We start from the raw sequence: 17,733 nt of genomic DNA, 5'->3' as shown, positions 1-17,733 counted from the left end.
TATGGGAAAGTTAGCGTTAGCAGCAAAAATTACTCACGTACCGTCGATGTATCTCTCTGAACTGCCGGGTAAAAACCACGGCTGCCGCCAGGGAGCCATCGATGGGCATAAAGAAATCGGCAAGCGGTGCCGCGAGCTGGGCGTGGATACCATCATCGTTTTTGATACCCACTGGCTGGTTAACAGCGCCTACCACATCAACTGTGCCGACCATTTCCAGGGCGTCTACACCAGCAACGAGCTGCCGCATTTTATTCGCGACATGACCTATGACTATGACGGTAACCCGGCGCTCGGCCACCTGATCGCCGACGAAGCGGTCAAGCTCGGGGTCCGCGCCAAAGCGCATAACATTCCGAGCCTGAAGCTGGAGTACGGCACCCTGGTGCCGATGCGCTACATGAACAGCGATAAGCATTTCAAAGTGGTCTCTATCTCGGCGTTCTGTACCGTTCATGATTTTGCCGACAGCCGCAGGCTGGGCGAAGCCATTCTTAAGGCTATCGAGAAATATGACGGCACCGTGGCGGTCTTTGCCAGCGGCTCGCTGTCGCACCGTTTTATCGACGACCAGCGCGCCGAAGAGGGGATGAACAGCTATACCCGCGAGTTCGATCACCAGATGGACGAACGGGTCGTGAAGCTGTGGCGCGAAGGCAAATTCAAAGAGTTCTGCACCATGCTGCCGGAGTACGCCGACTACTGCTTCGGCGAAGGCAATATGCACGACACGGTGATGCTGCTGGGCCTGCTGGGCTGGGACAAATACGACGGCAAAGTAGAGTTTATTACCGAGCTGTTCGCCAGCTCCGGCACCGGTCAGGTCAACGCCGTCTTCCCGCTGCCGGAAACGGCGTAAGGAGCACGCAGAATGCCGCATTTTATCGCTGAATGTACCGACAACATCCGCGAGCAGGCTGATTTACCGGGCCTGTTCGGCAAAGTGAACGCCGCGCTGGCGGCCACCGGCATCTTCCCCATCGGCGGCATTCGCAGCCGCGCCATCTGGCTGGATACCTGGCAGATGGCCGACGGCCAGCACGATTACGCCTTTGTGCATATGACGCTGAAAATTGGCGCCGGACGCAGCCTGGAGAGCCGCCAGGACGTGGGCGATATGCTGTTCACGCTGATCAAAGCCCATTTCGCCGCGCTGATGGAGAGCCGCTATCTGGCGCTGTCGTTTGAGATTGATGAACTGCACCCGACGCTGAACTACAAGCAGAACAACGTGCACGCCTTGTTTAAATAGCGTGCGGCCGGTCAGGCCCTCTCCCGCCGGGAGAGGGCGAAACGGCGCCGGCTTTTATTTCCGGCGCAGCAGCACCGAATGACGTAACAGGAAGCAACTATGCTCGATAAACATACCCATACCCTGATCGCCCAGCGGCTAAACCAGGCGGAAAAACAGCGTGAACAGATCCGCGCTATTTCGCTGGATCACCCGACGATCACTATCGAAGACGCCTACGCGGTACAGCGCGAATGGGTAAATATGAAAATCGCCGAAGGCCGCGTGCTGAAAGGACATAAAATCGGCCTGACCTCAAAAGCAATGCAGGCCAGTTCGCAAATCAGCGAACCGGACTACGGCGCGCTGCTGGACGATATGTTTTTCCACGACGGCGGCGATATTCCTACCGACCGCTTTATCGTCCCGCGTATCGAAGTGGAGCTGGCCTTCGTGCTGGCCAAACCGCTGCGCGGCCCCCACTGCACCCTGTTTGACGTCTACAACGCCACCGACTACGTGATCCCGGCGCTGGAGCTGATTGACGCCCGCTGCCACAACATCGACCCGGAAACCCAGCGCCCGCGCAAAGTCTTCGACACCATCTCCGATAACGCCGCCAACGCCGGGGTGATCCTCGGCGGCCGCCCGATTAAACCCGACGAGCTGGATCTGCGCTGGATCGCCGCCCTGCTCTATCGCAACGGCGTGATTGAAGAGACCGGCGTCGCCGCGGGGGTGCTGAATCACCCGGCCAACGGCGTGGCCTGGCTGGCGAACAAGCTGGCGCCGTACGACGTCCAGCTGGAAGCCGGGCAGATTATTCTCGGCGGCTCCTTTACCCGGCCGGTACCGGCGCGCAAAGGCGACACCTTCCACGTCGACTACGGCAACATGGGCGCGATTAGCTGCCGCTTTGTCTAGGAGAAACATGATGCATAACGCCTTTAAAGACGCCTTAAAAGCGGGTCGTCCGCAGATTGGCCTGTGGCTGGGGCTGACCAGCAGCTACAGCGCCGAGCTGCTGGCCGGGGCCGGGTTCGACTGGCTGCTGATCGACGGCGAGCATGCGCCAAACAGCGTGCAGACAATCCTGACCCAGCTACAGGCGATCGCTCCCTACCCCAGCCAGCCGGTGGTGCGGCCGTCGTGGAACGACCCGGTGCAGATTAAACAGCTGCTGGATATCGGCGCGCAAACCCTGCTGGTGCCGATGGTGCAGAACGCCGACGAAGCGCGGCTGGCGGTGAAAGCCACCCGCTACCCGCCCGCGGGCATTCGCGGCGTCGGCAGCGCGCTGGCCCGCGCCTCGCGCTGGAACCGCGTCCCGGATTATCTCCATCAGGCCAACGACGCGATGTGCGTGCTGGTGCAGATCGAAACCCGCGAAGCGCTCAACAATCTGCCGCAGATCCTCGATGTCGAGGGCGTGGACGGCGTGTTTATTGGCCCGGCGGATCTGAGCGCCGATATGGGCTTCAGCGGCAACCCGCAGCACCCGGAAGTGCAGGCCGCCATTGAGCGCGCCATCGGGCAAATTCGCGCGGCGGGCAAAGCGCCGGGGATCCTGATGGCCAGCGAGCCGCTGGCGAAGCGCTACCTGGAACTCGGCGCGCTGTTTGTCGCCGTCGGCGTCGATACCACCCTGCTGGCCCGCGGCGCGGAAGCGCTGGCGGCGCGATTTGGCGCGGAAAAAACCGCCCAGGGTTCGTCAGGCGTCTATTAATACCCGCAGTACCCTACAAAATTCCCATTAGAGGAAAATGATAATGAGCGATACATCATCTGCCATCCCGGAAAAGTTCGATCCGGCTAATCAGCACAAGCAGCTGACGGCGCAGCAGCAGTCGGTTATCAACAAGCTCTTTCGCCGCCTGATCGTCTTTTTGTTCGTGCTGTTTATCTTTTCGTTTTTAGATCGCATCAATATCGGCTTTGCCGGGCTGACCATGGGCCAGGATCTGGGCCTTAACGCCACCATGTTTGGTCTTGCCACCACCCTGTTTTACGCCACCTACGTGATATTCGGCATTCCCAGCAACGTGATGCTCAGCATCGTTGGCGCTCGCCGCTGGATCGCCACCATCATGGTGCTGTGGGGCATCGCCTCCACCGCCACCATGTTCGCGACCGGACCGAACAGCCTCTATATCCTGCGCATGCTGGTGGGGATCACCGAGGCCGGTTTTCTGCCCGGCATTCTGCTCTATCTGACCTACTGGTTCCCGGCCTTTTTCCGCGCCCGCGCCAACGCGCTGTTTATGATCGCGATGCCGGTGACCACCGCGCTGGGGTCGATCGTCTCCGGCTATATCCTGTCGATGGACGGCCTGCTGAACCTGCACGGCTGGCAGTGGCTGTTCCTGCTGGAAGGCTTCCCGTCGGTGCTGCTCGGTATTATGGTCTGGTTCTGGCTTGATGATTCGCCGTCGAAGGCGAAATGGCTGACCGCGGACGATAAAAAATGCCTGCAGGAGATGATGGATAACGACCGCCTGACGCTGGTCCAGCCGGAAGGGGCGATCAGCCATCACGCCATGCAGCAGCGCAGCCTGTGGCGGGAAGTGTTCACGCCGATCGTGCTGATGTACACCCTGGCCTACTTCTGCCTGACCAATACGCTCAGTGCGATCAGCATCTGGACGCCGCAGATCCTCAAAAGCTTTAACGAAAGCAGCAGCAATATCACCATCGGCCTGCTGGCGGCGATCCCGCAGATTTGTACCATTCTGGGGATGATCTACTGGAGCCGCCACTCCGATAAACATCAGGAGCGTAAGCACCACACCGCCCTGCCGTTCCTGTTCGCCGCCGCGGGCTGGCTGCTGGCGTCGGCCACCGATCACAACCTGATCCAGCTGCTCGGGATCGTGATGGCCTCCACCGGATCGTTTAGCGCAATGGCCATTTTCTGGACCACGCCGGATCAGTCGATCAGCCTGCGCGCCAGAGCGATCGGTATCGCGGTGATCAACGCGACGGGTAATATCGGATCGGCGCTCAGCCCCTTTATGATCGGCTGGCTGAAGGATATTACCGGCAGCTTCAGTAGCGGCCTGTGGTTCGTCGCCGCCCTGCTGGTCATCGGCGCGATGATTATCTGGGTGATTCCGATGAAAGGAACGCGTCCGCGCGCGACGCCGTAAGGAGCCGCCATGTGCCAGAGCCCGATAGCCAATATCGATATTAATAAAGAGTACGATGAGAGCCTGGGGACGGAAGATGTGCATTATCAATCGTTTGCCAGGATGGCGGAGTTCTTTGGCCGCGATATGCAGGCGCACCGTCACGACCAGTATTTTCAGATGCACTTTCTCGATACCGGGCAGATTGAGCTGCAGCTCGACGATCATCACTATTCGGTGCAGGCGCCGCTGTTTGTCCTGACGCCGCCCTCGGTGCCGCACGCTTTTATCACCGAGTCCGATAGCGACGGTCACGTGCTGACGGTGCGCGAGGATCTGGTCTGGCCGCTGCTGGAGGTGCTCTATCCCGGCACGCGGGAGGCTTTCGGTCTGCCGGGCATCTGCCTGTCGCTGGCCGACAGGCCCGAGGAGCTGGCGGCGCTGGCGCACTACTGGCGGCTGATTGAACGGGAATCGACGTCGCAGCTGCCGGGGCGGGAACATACCCTGACGCTGCTGGCGCAGGCGGTGTTCACCCTGCTGCTGCGCAACGCGAAGCTTGACGATCACGCGGCCAGCGGGATACGCGGCGAGCTCAAGCTGTTCCAGCGGTTTAACCAGCTGATCGACGGCCACTACCATCAGCACTGGACGGTGCCGGATTACGCCAGCGAGCTGCATCTGACCGAATCCCGGTTAACCGATATCTGCCGCCGCTTCGCCAACCGGCCGCCCAAACGGCTGATTTTCGACAGGCAGCTGCGCGAAGCCAAGAGGCTACTGCTCTTTTCCGACAGCGCGGTCAACGAGATAGCCTGGCAGCTGGGCTTTAAGGATCCGGCCTATTTTGCCCGCTTTTTTAACCGCTTAGTCGGCTGCTCGCCGAGCGCGTTCAGAACGCAAAAAGTACCGGTATCATAAGAGCTTCCCGGGGACGGCGCGGCGAGTTCGCAGCCGTCTGAGAGGCGGTATCCCGGGCAAGGCGCATCAAGCGCCGCCCCCCCGGAGCAGAGCGCAGAATCGCTGCATTTCCCGGAGGCGATGCTGCGCATCTGTCCGGCCTACACATTCAAAACCCGCCCTGGCTTGTCGTCGGATCACCGGGGAGCCAGGCCGGAAAATAGAAAAAACCAACCCCCGATCACATAACCCAACCCCGCCTGAAAAGTACCGACCGTTGACCTAAAAGTCTCTTCACGAAAGCCGCGTTAACCGCTTCAATTGAACAACAAAAACAAAACATAAATTTAACATCGCATTCCGATTAATACTGAAGAGGTCACCTATGAAACCTGAAAATTTCCGTGCCGACGCTAAACGCCCGTTAACCGGTGAAGAGTACCTGAAGAGCCTGCAGGACGGCCGCGAAATCTATATCTACGGCAAACGCGTTAAGGACGTGACCACCCACCCGGCGTTCCGCAACGCCGCCGCCTCCGTCGCCCAGATGTACGACGCGCTGCATAAACCCGAACTGCAGGATACCCTGTGCTGGGGCACCGATACCGGCAGCGGCGGCTATACCCACAAGTTCTTCCGCGTCGCGAAAAGCGCCGACGATCTGCGCCAGCAGCGCGACGCTATCGCCGAATGGTCGCGCCTGAGCTACGGCTGGATGGGCCGTACCCCGGACTACAAAGCCGCGTTCGGCTGCGCGCTAGGCGCAAACCCGGCGTTTTATGGTCAGTTTGAACAGAACGCCCGTAACTGGTACACCCGCATCCAGGAAACCGGCCTCTACTTTAACCACGCCATCGTCAACCCGCCCATCGACCGCCATAAGCCAGCCGACGAAGTGAAAGACGTCTATATCAAGCTGGAGAAAGAGACCGATGCCGGGATCATCGTCAGCGGCGCGAAAGTGGTAGCCACCAACTCGGCGCTCACCCACTACAACATGATTGGCTTCGGCTCGGCGCAGGTGATGGGCGAAAACCCGGACTTCGCGCTGATGTTCGTCGCGCCGATGGACGCCGAAGGGGTCAAGCTTATCTCCCGCGCCTCCTATGAGCTGGTCGCCGGAGCAACCGGATCGCCCTACGATTATCCGCTCTCCAGCCGCTTCGACGAGAACGATGCGATCCTGGTGATGGATAATGTGCTGATCCCATGGGAAAACGTGCTGATCTATCGCGACTTCGATCGCTGCCGCCGCTGGACGATGGAGGGCGGTTTCGCCCGCATGTATCCGCTGCAGGCCTGCGTGCGTCTGGCCGTGAAGCTCGACTTTATCACCGCCCTGCTGAAACGCTCGCTGGAGTGTACCGGCACCCTGGAGTTCCGCGGCGTGCAGGCGGATCTCGGCGAAGTGGTGGCCTGGCGCAATATGTTCTGGGCGCTGAGCGATTCGATGTGCGCCGAAGCGACGCCGTGGGTTAACGGCGCGTATCTGCCGGATCACGCCGCGCTGCAAACCTATCGCGTGATGGCGCCGATGGCCTACGCCAAAATCAAAAACATTATTGAACGCAACGTCACCAGCGGCCTGATCTATCTGCCGTCCAGCGCCCGCGATCTCAATAATCCGCAGATCAACGAATACCTGGCGAAATACGTGCGCGGATCGAACGGCATGGATCACGTCGAGCGCATCAAGATCCTCAAACTGATGTGGGACGCCATCGGCAGCGAGTTTGGCGGCCGTCATGAGCTGTACGAAATCAACTACTCCGGTAGCCAGGATGAAATTCGCCTGCAGTGCCTGCGTCAGGCGCAGAGCTCCGGCAACATGGACAAAATGATGGCGATGGTGGATCGCTGCCTGTCCGAGTACGACCAGAACGGCTGGACGGTGCCGCATCTGCACAACAATACCGATATCAACATGCTGGATAAGCTGCTGAAGTAACCGGCAGCGGGAGGTCACAATGCAATTAGATGAACAACGTCTGCGTTTTCGCGATGCCATGGCCAGTCTGTCGGCCGCCGTTAACGTCATCACCACCGAAGGCGAGGCGGGCCGCTGCGGTATCACCGCCACCGCGGTCTGTTCGGTGACCGATACGCCGCCGTCGGTAATGGTCTGCATCAACGCTAACAGCGCGATGAATCCGGTGTTCCAGGGCAACGGCAAGCTGTGCATCAACGTGCTGAACCACGAGCAAGAGGAGATGGCCCGCCACTTCGCCGGCATGACCGGGATGACGATGGATGACCGTTTCGGCCTCAGCGGCTGGCAAAAAGGCGCGCTGGGCCAGCCGGTGCTGAAAGGCGCGCTGGCGAGCCTTGAGGGCGAGATTAGCCAGGTGCAGACCATCGGTAGCCACCTGGTCTATCTGGTGGAAATCAGCAACATTACCCTGAGCCAGCAGGGCCACGGGTTGATCTACTTTAAGCGCCGCTTCCATCCGGTGATGATGGAGATGGACGTCGTGGCGTAGTTTTGCCTTCCCCTCTCTCGCGGGAGAGGGGATTACCTCGCTTCCCCCCATCGTCACGGCGGGAATATTCCTGTGATCTCAATCACATATTTAAACCTACCGGGATTCCTGCCCAACCGCTTACCCTCGCAAGTGACCGCTTAACCCCGAATATAACCACTCACAGATTTACCCAACTTTACGCGCGCGACGTTCTGGCAAGATGGTCCCCAGCATAGCTAATCAATGCCTCCTCAAACACTAACTAAACCCAGACGGCTTCGGCCCATTATTCATCTTATTAAGCCAGGTTTTACTATGGATACTAAAAAGTTATTCAAGCACATACCCTGGGTGATTCTTGGAATCATCGGGGCATTTTGCCTCTCGGTCGTCGCTCTGCGCCGCGGCGAGCACGTCAGTGCGCTGTGGATCGTGGTGGCCTCGGTTTCCGTCTACCTCGTCGCCTACCGTTATTACAGCCTGTACATTGCGCAAAAGGTCATGAAGCTCGATCCTACGCGCTCCACGCCTGCGGTGATTAACAACGATGGCCTGAACTACGTTCCGACCAACCGCTACGTGCTGTTTGGCCACCACTTTGCCGCGATTGCCGGCGCCGGTCCGCTGGTGGGCCCGGTGCTCGCCGCGCAGATGGGCTACCTGCCGGGTACCCTGTGGCTGCTGGCGGGCGTCGTGCTGGCAGGGGCGGTGCAGGACTTTATGGTGCTGTTTATCTCCTCGCGCCGTAACGGTGCCTCGCTGGGAGAAATGATCAAGCAGGAGATGGGTCCGGTACCGGGCTCCATCGCGCTGTTCGGCTGCTTCCTGATAATGATCATCATCCTTGCGGTGCTGGCGTTAATCGTGGTGAAAGCGCTGGCGGAAAGCCCGTGGGGCGTCTTCACCGTCTGCTCGACCGTGCCGATCGCCCTGTTTATGGGGATCTACATGCGCTTCCTGCGCCCGGGCCGCGTAGCCGAAGTATCGGTGATTGGTATCGTCCTGCTGGTAGCGTCGATTTACTTCGGCGGCGTGATTGCCCACGACCCGTACTGGGGCCCGGCGCTGACCTTTAAAGACACCACTATTACCTTTACCCTGATTGGCTACGCGTTTATCTCGGCGCTGCTGCCGGTCTGGCTGATTCTGGCGCCGCGCGACTACCTGGCGACCTTCCTGAAAATTGGCGTTATCGTCGGCCTGGCGCTGGGCATTGTTATCCTCAACCCGGACCTGAAAATGCCGGCGGTGACCCAGTACATTGACGGTACCGGTCCGCTGTGGAAAGGCGCGCTGTTCCCGTTCCTGTTTATCACTATCGCCTGCGGCGCGGTCTCCGGCTTCCACGCCCTGATCGCCTCCGGCACCACGCCGAAGCTGCTGGCTAACGAAACCGACGCCCGCTTTATCGGCTACGGCGCGATGCTGATGGAATCTTTCGTCGCTATCATGGCGCTGGTAGCGGCCTCAATTATCGAACCGGGCCTCTACTTCGCGATGAACACCCCGCCAGCGGGTCTGGGCATCACCATGCCGAACCTGCACGAAATGGGCGGTGAGAACGCCGCGCTGATTGCCGCGCAGCTGAGGGATGTCACCGCACACGCGGCGGCGACCGTCAGCTCCTGGGGCTTCGTGATCTCACCTGAGCAAATCCTGCAAACCGCGAAAGATATCGGCGAACCGTCGGTACTGAACCGCGCGGGCGGCGCGCCGACGCTGGCCGTGGGTATCGCTCACGTGTTCCACAAAATCATCCCGATGGCGGATATGGGCTTCTGGTACCACTTCGGTATTCTGTTTGAAGCGCTGTTTATCCTCACCGCGCTGGATGCCGGTACCCGTGCAGGCCGCTTTATGCTGCAGGATCTGCTGGGCAACTTCGTGCCGTTCCTCAAGAAAACCGACTCGCTGGTGGCCGGTGTTATCGGTACCGCGGGCTGCGTCGGCCTGTGGGGCTACCTGCTGTATCAGGGCGTGGTCGACCCGCTGGGCGGCGTGAAGAGCCTGTGGCCGCTGTTCGGTATCTCTAACCAGATGCTGGCCGCCGTGGCGCTGGTGCTCGGCACCGTGGTGCTGGTCAAAATGCAGCGCACCAAATATATCTGGGTCACCGTGATCCCGGCCGCATGGCTGCTGCTGTGCACCACCTGGGCGCTGGGCCTGAAACTGTTCAGCACCAACCCGCAGATGGAAGGCTTCTTCTTCATGGCGCAGCAGTATAAAGAGAAGATCGCTGCCGGCGGCGAACTGACCGCGCAGCAGATTGCCAACATGAACCATATCGTGGTGAACAACTACACCAACGCGGGTCTGAGCATTCTGTTCCTGGTGGTGGTCTACAGCATCATCTTCTACGGCATCAAAACCTGGCTCAACGTGCGCAACAATAAAATGCGTACCGACAAAGAGACCCCGTACGTGCCGGTACCGGAAGGCGGCGTGAAGACCTCTTCGCATCACTAAACCTTAATGCCGGATGGCGCTACGCTTATCCGGTCTACACAAACGAATGTTTGTAGGCCGGATGAGGCGCTAGCCGCCATCCGGCTTTATTCGTTCTCTGGGACTCACAATGTTTGGTAACTTAGGTCAGGCAAAAAAATACCTCGGTCAGGCAGCGAAAATGCTGATTGGCATTCCGGATTACGATAATTACGTCGAGCATATGCAGACTAACCATCCGGACAAGCCGTACATGACCTACGATGAATTCTTTCGCGAACGCCAGCAGGCCCGCTACGGCGGCGACGGCAAAGGCGGCGTACGCTGCTGCTAATGGAGGCAAACATGGCACCGATTGCAGTCACCCTGCTCACCGGTTTTCTTGGCGCGGGTAAAACCACCCTGCTGCGCCATATCCTGAACGAACGGCACGGCTTTAAAATTGCCGTTATCGAAAACGAATTTGGCGAAGTCGCCGTCGATGACCAGCTTATCGGCGATCGCGCCACGCAGATTAAAACCCTGACCAACGGCTGCATCTGCTGTACCCGTTCCAACGAACTGGAAGACGCCCTGCTCGATCTACTCGACAGCCGCGATCGCGGAGAAATTGATTTTGACCGGCTGGTGATCGAATGTACCGGCATGGCCGACCCCGGCCCGATCATCCAGACCTTTTTCTCTCACGATGTGCTGTGTGAACGCTATCTGCTGGATGGCGTGATTGCGCTGGTTGACGCGGTGCATGCCGACCAGCAGATGAATCAGTTCACCATTGCCCAGTCGCAGGTGGGCTACGCCGATCGTATCCTGCTCACCAAAACTGACGTGGCGGGCGACAGCGACAAGCTCCGCGAACGGCTGATGCGTATTAACGCCCGCGCGCCGATTTACAACGTCACCCACGGCGATATCGACCTGAATCTGCTGTTTAACACCAGCGGCTTTATGCTGGAAGAGAACGTGGTCAGCAGCAAACCGCGCTTCCACTTTATGGCCGATAAGCAGAACGACGTGTCGTCTATCGTGGTGGAGCTGGATTATCCGGTGGATATCAGCGACGTGTCGCGGGTAATGGAAAACCTGCTGCTCACCTTTGCTGAACAGCTGATGCGCTATAAAGGGATGCTGTGGATCGACGGCGAGCCCAACCGCCTGCTGTTCCAGGGCGTTCAACGGCTATACAGCGCCGACTGGGACCGGCCGTGGGGCGATGAGCGGCCGCACAGTACCCTGGTGTTTATTGGAATACAGCTTCCGGAAGATGAGATTCGCACCGCATTTGCGAGCCTGCGCAAGTAGTCATGTCGCTCGCCCCCCTCTTCTGGAGGGGGGAATGCGCGGCTGAAATGTAAAATTTCGTTCTTATATGTAACAATAGAAATGTTTTTGGAAATAATTAGAAAGCCAATTATTGCGTCCACAACCGCTTTTTCGCGCCTGTTCAGCGAATATTTAGCCAAAAGATTCAACTCACGCTCAACGGCTAAAGATTACCCATTGACTCCGCAGTAAAAACAACTAACAAACAACACAAATAAATATATCTAATAACAAAATTAGCATAAAACAATCATCACTCGCTGATTTGCAGTCATAAAAATCGATTGTTAAGGTGCCCTCCGCGTAATGTAATGATGAGGCATAAAACATGAAAAAGCTGAATATCCTTCTTCTCTCGGCGTTGACTGCCGTCTCGGGATCCGCACTCGCGATGGGCGGCACCGTTGAGCAGGGCAAGAACTTCACCAACCTGAATCTGGAAATGGGGAAATCCTCCTCTGGCCTGTATGTGGAAAGCAACTGGCTCAAAAATACCGATGACGGTACCCAGACAGGCGGCGTAGGCGCGGGTTATAACCTGGAACTCGGCCCGGTAATGTTCAATGCCGGCGCGAAAGCCATCTACCTCGGTCCTAAAAAAGGCGATAACGGCGTGGCCTTCCCCATCGGCGGCGGCGTCAACGTGGCCCTGACCGACAGCATCCATCTCTATGGTGAGGGCTATGCCGCACCGGAGGGCCTGAACAATAGCGTCAAAAACTACGTTGAAGCCAACGGCGGCGTAAGCTGGACGCCAATCACCCCGGTCACGCTGAAAGTGGGCTATCGCCATGTCAGCGTCGACGGCAAAGATGGCCGCCCGGGCCACACGCTGATTGACGGCGCCTATGTCGGCGGCGGGGTTACCTTCTGATGAACGGCCGCTTCGCCGCGCTTTGCGTTCTGAGCTTCACCGTGCTGCTGTCAGGCTGCGTCCAGTACAAATGGGTGAAGCCGGGAGTCAGCGATACGGAGATGAATAAAAAGCTCACGGAGTGCGAAGCGCAGGCGCTGATCGATCTCCCCCCGGATAACGTCGTCACCGGTTCAAGCTCGGAAAAAACGGACAAAAAGAACAAGAAAAAGGATATTTCCACCAGCTATACGGTTGAGGACGCCAATGAGGGGCGCAGGGATACGCTCGTCGACAGCTGCATGTTTAAGAGCGGCTGGGATAAGATTGAAGTTCAGTGAACGCCAAAAAAAACCTGCCAGATGGCAGGTTTTTGTCTTCACGCCGTTATTTATGCACGACCACCAGCTTCTGATTCACAAACTCTTTAATCCCGAGATCGGAAAGCTCGCGGCCAAACCCGGAGCGCTTAACGCCGCCAAACGGCAGCTCCGGAGCGGTATCGGTTAGCCAGTTGATATAGACCATACCGGTTTCAATCCGCGACGCCATGCGTTTCGCCCTTTCGATATCCTGGCTGAATACGGCTCCGCCAAGGCCATAGTGCGAATCGTTGGCCAGCTTCATCGCCTCATCGTCATCTTTCACCACGTAGATTTGCGCGACCGGGCCGAAGAACTCTTCGAAGTAGGCCGGGTTATCGCGGGTAATGCCGGTGAGTATGGTGGGCTCGAAAAAGCTGCCTTCCCGCTGCGCGGGTTTGCCGCCCAGGTGCAGCTTCGCGCCGTTTTTCACCGCGTCGTTCACCTGCCTGGTCAGCGTGTCCAGCGCATCTTTTGAAGAGAGCGGCCCCAGCGTCGTGCGCTCATCCAGCGGATCGCCGATTTTCACCTGACGGAAGGCCTCGGTAAACTGGCTCAGGAACGAGTCGGCAATTTTTTCATGCAGGATAAAGCGCTTCGCCGCAGTGCACACCTGGCCTGCGTTGTTGAGCCGCGCCTGCACGCCGATCTTCACCGCCTTCGCCAGATCGGCGTCGTCCAGGACCACAAAGACATCGTTGCCGCCCAGTTCAAGCGTCGCTTTCTTGATGTGTTTAGCCGCCTGCGCCGCCACCACGCTACCGGCTTTTTCCGAGCCGGTCAGGGCCGCACCCTGTACGCGATCGTCGGCGATAATCTTCGCCACCTGATCCTGAGAAATAAACAGGTTAGTCCACGCGCCCTCCGGCGCACCGGCTTCGCGTACCAGGTGGGCGAAGGTTTCCGCGCAGTGCGGGACGATGCTGGCATGTTTGGCGATAACCGGGTTCCCCGCCGCCAGGTTCGGTGCCAGCACGCGCATAAGCTGATAATAAGGGAAGTTCCACGGTTCTACCGCCATCAGTACGCCGATGGGATGGTGTTCGACCCAGGCTTCACCCAGCTCGGACGGATACTTTACCGGCGCCAAAAACTGTTTGGCGTTGTCGGCGTAGTAGCGGGCAATTTGCGCGCACAGCTTCACTTCACCGCGGCTTTGCTCAATGAGTTTGCCCATTTCCTGGCTGGCGATTTTCGCCAGCTCGTCAACCCGGCCGTCGATCAGATCCGCCAGCTTGTACAGCACCGATAGCCGCTGCGCTATATCGCCTTTCGACCACGACGAATGATATAGCGCATCCGCCTTCTGCAGAGCCGCTTCCACGTCCGCGTCGCTGTGTGCCGGGTACGCTTTGATAAGCTGATTGTTTGCAGGATTCACCGTCTGATAAGCCATATCGCATGTCTCCTTGTTATCGCTGTTAACGCAGTCATAAATACCGCACAGGATATTAAGGTTAGTCGAGATAGCTGAGGATGCGGCCAAACTCAGAGAGATACGGAATTTTCCCGAAATGGAACGGAGCGCGCTATCGGCATAAATCGCCCATAAACAACACCGTAATATCAATAATTTAGTGAGTAACCGCCCGGATATCCGCCTCCGACAAACCGGTAATTCTCAGCACCGTTTCCAGGGCCATACCTTCGGCGAGCATCGTTTGAGCAATACGCTGCGCTTCGGCGCGCTGCCCCTCCTCAACGCCCTCAAGTCGTCCCTTTTCGAGACCTTCCTGGCGACCTTCCCGCTTCCCCTGCCTGCGCCCCACTTCACGTAACCTTTCGGCGATAGTCATGAGCTTCTCCTTATGCTGCGGAACACGCTGAGCCACTTCGCGGATAAATTTCCCCAACCGAAGCGCTTTGCCCGAGTGAATCAGGTAATTAAACAGCGTTTTTAGCTGCCTGTCATTAGCGTATCCGCTAAGCAAAATGGCCGTCAGATGTTCCACAATGCCCAGCAAATCGCGCTGACGAATATGTTTTTGCATCAGCTCCAGTAAGGCGACTCTTCGATGCTGGACAATTTCGTCATCAGGCACGACGGTAATATCCACCAGCGGAAACGGCATGGTATAAAGCTGCTTAGCCAGAGCAGGGTCAGCAAACTTGTCGAGCCAGGATAACGACCAGGGATAAGGCGTGGCGACGCCATGATAGAACAGTATCGGTACAACCAGCGGCAGCGTTTTATGTCCGTTATCCAGATGGCGCTGCATCGCAGCAATGGCGTAACGCATCATTCTGAAGGCCATATACGCATCCGGAGAGCTTTGATGTTCGATGACAACATAGATATAGCCTTCTCCCGCCGCGGTTTTCAGTGCCCAAAGAACATCGGAGTAGTATGCCCGCAGGTTCTCCTCAATAAAGCTCCCGGATTCAAGCGTCAGCGAATCCAGGTCGCAAAGCTGTCTGAGCGCCGGAGGAAGATGGATATCCAAAAAGTCGCGCGCGGTATCAGCTTGACGTAAAAACTGTTTGAAGATCGCATCGTGCGGCGTTGACGTAGTACCCTTTTCCATGGCTATCCGCCTGCGTAAAAAAATCCTGCCGCCACTCTACTGCGCCATTTTTCTCATCACACACACTGTTGCTGACCTTTACGAGCCGCGACGAAAGATATCTTCCTTCAGCTGCAAGCGAGACATTTTTGTTGAACGCGACTCGCGGTTCTCCCGCAGGATGAAGGCATGTTATAAACAGCTATCCCCCTCAGCTAAGGAGCCCACCGTGAGCCATACGCGCGATATTCAGCAAACCTTCTGGCGCGACGAACAGCTGCCCTGGCTGGAGCTGCGCAGCACCTGGCAAAGCCGTCAGGCCTATAAACGTCACCGCCATCCGCAGCTCTCCGTGGGGGCGATTATCGAGGGGGAAACGCGCTGTATCTGCAACGGGCAGGAGTATCTGCTGCGGCCGGGCGATCTGATTATTATCCCCGCCCAGGCGCCCCACAGCTGCAATCCGCGCGACGGCCAGCCGCGCAGCTACCATATGCTCTATCTCGAGCTAAGCTGGTGCTGGCGACAGCTGGCAAACGATGCGCATCACGAGCGGCTGATAACCTCCCAGCCGGTGATTCGCGATGCCGGGCTCTTTGCCCGGTATCTGCAGATCGTGGCGTTGATGACTCAGCAAAAGACCGCCGCGCTACCCGCCAGCGTCGCCCGGTTCCTGCGCGACCTGCCGCTGCGCCCGCTCGCGCCTGTGGCGCTTAGCCAGACCAGCGCGCGTTTGTTCAGTTGTCTGGCAACCAATCTGCAGGCGCCGCCGACGCTGGATAGCCTCGCCGATGAGTTTGCGCTGCGCAAAGAGACGCTGATCCGCGCCTTCAAGCAGGATACCGGCCTGACGCCCGCCAGCTTTATCAATATCGCGCGGATTGAGTTCGCCAAAACGCGCCTGCGGGCCGGGGATAATATCGCCGATGTGGGCTACCAGGCCGGGTTTGCCGACCAGAGCCACTTTCATAAAACCTTTGTCAGCTATACCGCCGCCACGCCGCGCCAGTATGCGCAGTCCCGATCAATAACAGACAATAATTAGCGTTTACGCTGGCGTAAGGTGACCTCAGATTAATACTGAGGTTGCTATGGACATACTCGCTACGCTCTTTCCCTCCGCCTTCCCCGCGCTGGCGCTCTCCCATTTTGTCGCCCTGCTAAGTCCCGGGCCGGATTTTTTTCTGCTGGTGGGCTACGCCATCCGCTATCGCCTGCGCGGCAGCGTCGGCCTGTGTATCGGCATTGCCGCCGGAAACGGTCTGTATATTCTTCTGGCCATTATCGGCTGGGGGATCCTGCGCCAGGCGCCGCTGCTGTTTACGGTGATTGAGCTGCTGGGCGCGGCGTATTTACTGTGGATTGGCAGCCTGCTGCTCAGAAGCCGTCCGACCACGCTGGCGCTGCACGGCGCCTCGGCTTCGCGCCCGCCGCTGGTGAAACAGCTTTTTCTCGGGCTGGGTTCTTCGCTGCTCAATCCGAAAAACGCGCTGTTCTACCTCGCGCTGATGACCTCCCTGCTGGGCCCGAACGTCACGCTGGTGCAGCAGGCCGTCAGCGGAGCCTGGATGACCAGCGTGGTGTTGATATGGGATCTGTTGCTGGTCACGCTGATTGCGCTACCGTCGGTGCAGCGCCGCCTTTCCGCCGTCGTCTGGCGAGTCGAGCGCACGGCCGGCGGCGTATTGATGGCTTTTGGTTGTTGGATTGTGTGGCAGTTTATTTTTAATTAATATTACCAATCATCAAATAAGGACAAAGCCTCGCCGTTCCCCAGCAGGGAATAAACGAGGCTTCACTCTATCGCCATCTTACACAATAATTATTCCGGACTATTTGCCGTCAACATATCCATCGGTACAAATACCCACTGCTGTGCTTCCGAGCCGTTAAATTCGAAAAGAATAATCGGATTCCCCTGGTTCGTGCCGCGGTTGTAGCTGTCCATAACAAAGCTCGGGTTTTGTTTGCTTTTAATAAAGCGACGTGAGCTGACTAAATCCCACCGCTGCGTCGCTTTATTCCCGCGAACCTGGAGCTCAATCGCTGCGCCTGAGCCCATACGATCCCCGCAAATGCCCAGCAGCAGCTCCTCGCTGGCGGCCAGGACGATCTCGCCGGTCCTGTCATCAACCGACCACAGAATTTTATTTAACGGTGAGGACGTCGGTAAGATAACAGCCTTAGCCCCGGCTTGCTGATCGCTAATACCTAATACCATGTCTTTTTTTGCTGCATATTTAAATATACCAATCATGAAAAACTCCTTTTATAAAAGACCAGTAGCAAGAGAAATTGATTAACGTTTCCTCTGAAATAAACAATGCCTTATTTAACCTTGAATATAATGTGATTAAGATCACTTATTAATAACTAACTTAAGAAAAAACTCATGTGGAATATATATTATGAATGTATTTAAGTTTAATTATTTAAAAATAGAATTTAAGCTACGTAAATTAAATTAACCCTCATCGTCTCTCTCGTCGGAAAAAGAGGAATCCGAATGACCAGGGCGTCAAATGGCC

18 protein-coding genes are annotated in these 17,733 nt (G+C 57.5%); 15 read left to right on the top strand and 3 right to left on the bottom strand.

From position 1 onward, the window contains the following. Position 1 precedes the first annotated feature (1 nt). The 13 genes from hpaD (at position 2) to CDA56_RS04765 (ending at position 12,680) form a co-directional block, all read left to right on the top strand. Entirely contained in the window at positions 2 to 859 is an 858-nt protein-coding gene (gene hpaD, locus CDA56_RS04825; protein WP_004098307.1) for a 3,4-dihydroxyphenylacetate 2,3-dioxygenase, read from the top strand. Positions 860 to 871: 12 nt separating this feature from the next. Continuing rightward, a complete protein-coding gene (locus CDA56_RS04820; protein ID WP_004098305.1) occupies positions 872 to 1,252 on the top strand; it encodes a 5-carboxymethyl-2-hydroxymuconate Delta-isomerase in 381 nt (126 codons plus the stop codon). A 99-nt stretch (positions 1,253 to 1,351) separates the two neighbouring features. Then, the gene (gene hpaH / locus CDA56_RS04815; RefSeq protein ID WP_004098303.1) at positions 1,352 to 2,155 is read left to right on the top strand and encodes a 2-oxo-hept-4-ene-1,7-dioate hydratase; all 804 of its coding nucleotides are present in this window, start codon (positions 1,352 to 1,354) and stop codon (positions 2,153 to 2,155) included. 10 nt (positions 2,156 to 2,165) lie between these two features. Beyond that, complete coding sequence (gene hpaI, locus CDA56_RS04810) at positions 2,166 to 2,957, top strand: 4-hydroxy-2-oxoheptanedioate aldolase (protein ID WP_004098302.1); 792 nt, start codon at positions 2,166 to 2,168, stop codon at positions 2,955 to 2,957. Between the two features lie 43 nt (positions 2,958 to 3,000). Further along, the gene (gene hpaX, locus CDA56_RS04805) at positions 3,001 to 4,377 is read left to right on the top strand and encodes a 4-hydroxyphenylacetate permease (protein ID WP_014227785.1); all 1,377 of its coding nucleotides are present in this window, start codon (positions 3,001 to 3,003) and stop codon (positions 4,375 to 4,377) included. Between the two features lie 9 nt (positions 4,378 to 4,386). Continuing rightward, positions 4,387 to 5,277, top strand: a complete 891-nt coding sequence (gene hpaA / locus CDA56_RS04800) for a 4-hydroxyphenylacetate catabolism regulatory protein HpaA (protein WP_102803616.1) — start codon at positions 4,387 to 4,389, stop codon at positions 5,275 to 5,277. A gap of 364 nt (positions 5,278 to 5,641) precedes the next feature. Continuing rightward, positions 5,642 to 7,204 (top strand): 4-hydroxyphenylacetate 3-monooxygenase, oxygenase component, encoded by a 1,563-nt coding sequence (gene hpaB, locus CDA56_RS04795; protein ID WP_102803615.1) that lies wholly within the window; start codon positions 5,642 to 5,644, stop codon positions 7,202 to 7,204. Between the two features lie 19 nt (positions 7,205 to 7,223). After that, on the top strand, positions 7,224 to 7,736 hold the full coding sequence (locus CDA56_RS04790) for a 4-hydroxyphenylacetate 3-monooxygenase reductase subunit (protein ID WP_047724590.1): 513 nt from the start codon (positions 7,224 to 7,226) through the stop codon (positions 7,734 to 7,736). 297 nt (positions 7,737 to 8,033) lie between these two features. Further along, positions 8,034 to 10,184 carry a pyruvate/proton symporter BtsT gene (btsT, locus tag CDA56_RS04785; RefSeq protein ID WP_102803614.1) on the top strand — a complete coding sequence of 717 codons (2,151 nt, stop codon included), beginning with the start codon at positions 8,034 to 8,036 and terminating at the stop codon, positions 10,182 to 10,184. A gap of 109 nt (positions 10,185 to 10,293) precedes the next feature. Further along, positions 10,294 to 10,497, top strand: a complete 204-nt coding sequence (locus CDA56_RS04780; protein ID WP_004098292.1) for a YbdD/YjiX family protein — start codon at positions 10,294 to 10,296, stop codon at positions 10,495 to 10,497. A gap of 11 nt (positions 10,498 to 10,508) precedes the next feature. After that, a complete protein-coding gene (gene yjiA, locus CDA56_RS04775) occupies positions 10,509 to 11,465 on the top strand; it encodes a GTPase (RefSeq protein WP_014227783.1) in 957 nt (318 codons plus the stop codon). A 349-nt stretch (positions 11,466 to 11,814) separates the two neighbouring features. Then, the gene (locus CDA56_RS04770; protein WP_004098290.1) at positions 11,815 to 12,360 is read left to right on the top strand and encodes a YfaZ family outer membrane protein; all 546 of its coding nucleotides are present in this window, start codon (positions 11,815 to 11,817) and stop codon (positions 12,358 to 12,360) included. Then, complete coding sequence (locus tag CDA56_RS04765; protein WP_004098289.1) at positions 12,360 to 12,680, top strand: hypothetical protein; 321 nt, start codon at positions 12,360 to 12,362, stop codon at positions 12,678 to 12,680. Before CDA56_RS04770 ends, CDA56_RS04765 begins: the two co-directional genes overlap by 1 nt. Before the next feature lie 46 nt (positions 12,681 to 12,726). Here CDA56_RS04765 and CDA56_RS04760 read toward each other — a convergent pair whose 3' ends face one another. Then, the gene (locus CDA56_RS04760) at positions 12,727 to 14,097 is read right to left on the bottom strand and encodes an NAD-dependent succinate-semialdehyde dehydrogenase (RefSeq protein ID WP_102803613.1); all 1,371 of its coding nucleotides are present in this window, start codon (positions 14,095 to 14,097) and stop codon (positions 12,727 to 12,729) included. A 178-nt stretch (positions 14,098 to 14,275) separates the two neighbouring features. Further along, positions 14,276 to 15,226 carry an Rpn family recombination-promoting nuclease/putative transposase gene (locus CDA56_RS04755; RefSeq protein WP_102803612.1) on the bottom strand — a complete coding sequence of 317 codons (951 nt, stop codon included), beginning with the start codon at positions 15,224 to 15,226 and terminating at the stop codon, positions 14,276 to 14,278. Between the two features lie 208 nt (positions 15,227 to 15,434). Here CDA56_RS04755 and CDA56_RS04750 point away from each other — a divergent pair, with 208 nt between their 5' ends. Both CDA56_RS04750 and CDA56_RS04745 read left to right on the top strand, forming a co-directional pair. Next, entirely contained in the window at positions 15,435 to 16,250 is an 816-nt protein-coding gene (locus tag CDA56_RS04750; protein ID WP_102803611.1) for an AraC family transcriptional regulator, read from the top strand. 46 nt (positions 16,251 to 16,296) lie between these two features. Then, positions 16,297 to 16,938 carry a LysE family translocator gene (locus tag CDA56_RS04745; RefSeq protein ID WP_047724601.1) on the top strand — a complete coding sequence of 214 codons (642 nt, stop codon included), beginning with the start codon at positions 16,297 to 16,299 and terminating at the stop codon, positions 16,936 to 16,938. A gap of 89 nt (positions 16,939 to 17,027) precedes the next feature. On the opposite strand, the gene CDA56_RS04740 is transcribed toward CDA56_RS04745, so the two are convergent. Further along, on the bottom strand, positions 17,028 to 17,462 hold the full coding sequence (locus tag CDA56_RS04740) for an RICIN domain-containing protein (protein ID WP_046877824.1): 435 nt from the start codon (positions 17,460 to 17,462) through the stop codon (positions 17,028 to 17,030). Between the last annotated feature and the right edge of the window lie 271 nt (positions 17,463 to 17,733).

Origin of the sequence: Klebsiella michiganensis (assembly GCF_002925905.1) — a bacterium.
Taxonomy (GTDB): Bacteria; Pseudomonadota; Gammaproteobacteria; order Enterobacterales; family Enterobacteriaceae; genus Klebsiella; species Klebsiella michiganensis.
The sequence above is the reverse complement of the archived record's forward strand: the minus strand, read 5'-3'. Positions and strand labels throughout refer to the sequence as shown.

Bases quoted from the DNA above. Each gene is read 5' to 3' on its own strand.
- CDA56_RS04740 (WP_046877824.1), bottom strand. From the start codon at position 17,462: ATGATTGGTATATTTAAATATGCAGCAAAAAAAGACATGGTATTAGGT.
- CDA56_RS04770 (WP_004098290.1), top strand. From the start codon at position 11,815: ATGAAAAAGCTGAATATCCTTCTTCTCTCGGCGTTGACTGCCGTCTCG.
- hpaH (WP_004098303.1), top strand. From the start codon at position 1,352: ATGCTCGATAAACATACCCATACCCTGATCGCCCAGCGGCTAAACCAG.
- CDA56_RS04755 (WP_102803612.1), bottom strand. From the start codon at position 15,226: ATGGAAAAGGGTACTACGTCAACGCCGCACGATGCGATCTTCAAACAG.
- CDA56_RS04790 (WP_047724590.1), top strand. From the start codon at position 7,224: ATGCAATTAGATGAACAACGTCTGCGTTTTCGCGATGCCATGGCCAGT.
- hpaI (WP_004098302.1), top strand. From the start codon at position 2,166: ATGCATAACGCCTTTAAAGACGCCTTAAAAGCGGGTCGTCCGCAGATT.
- CDA56_RS04745 (WP_047724601.1), top strand. From the start codon at position 16,297: ATGGACATACTCGCTACGCTCTTTCCCTCCGCCTTCCCCGCGCTGGCG.
- CDA56_RS04820 (WP_004098305.1), top strand. From the start codon at position 872: ATGCCGCATTTTATCGCTGAATGTACCGACAACATCCGCGAGCAGGCT.
- hpaX (WP_014227785.1), top strand. From the start codon at position 3,001: ATGAGCGATACATCATCTGCCATCCCGGAAAAGTTCGATCCGGCTAAT.
- yjiA (WP_014227783.1), top strand. From the start codon at position 10,509: ATGGCACCGATTGCAGTCACCCTGCTCACCGGTTTTCTTGGCGCGGGT.
- CDA56_RS04765 (WP_004098289.1), top strand. From the start codon at position 12,360: ATGAACGGCCGCTTCGCCGCGCTTTGCGTTCTGAGCTTCACCGTGCTG.
- hpaA (WP_102803616.1), top strand. From the start codon at position 4,387: ATGTGCCAGAGCCCGATAGCCAATATCGATATTAATAAAGAGTACGAT.
- hpaD (WP_004098307.1), top strand. From the start codon at position 2: ATGGGAAAGTTAGCGTTAGCAGCAAAAATTACTCACGTACCGTCGATG.
- hpaB (WP_102803615.1), top strand. From the start codon at position 5,642: ATGAAACCTGAAAATTTCCGTGCCGACGCTAAACGCCCGTTAACCGGT.
- CDA56_RS04780 (WP_004098292.1), top strand. From the start codon at position 10,294: ATGTTTGGTAACTTAGGTCAGGCAAAAAAATACCTCGGTCAGGCAGCG.
- CDA56_RS04760 (WP_102803613.1), bottom strand. From the start codon at position 14,097: ATGGCTTATCAGACGGTGAATCCTGCAAACAATCAGCTTATCAAAGCG.
- btsT (WP_102803614.1), top strand. From the start codon at position 8,034: ATGGATACTAAAAAGTTATTCAAGCACATACCCTGGGTGATTCTTGGA.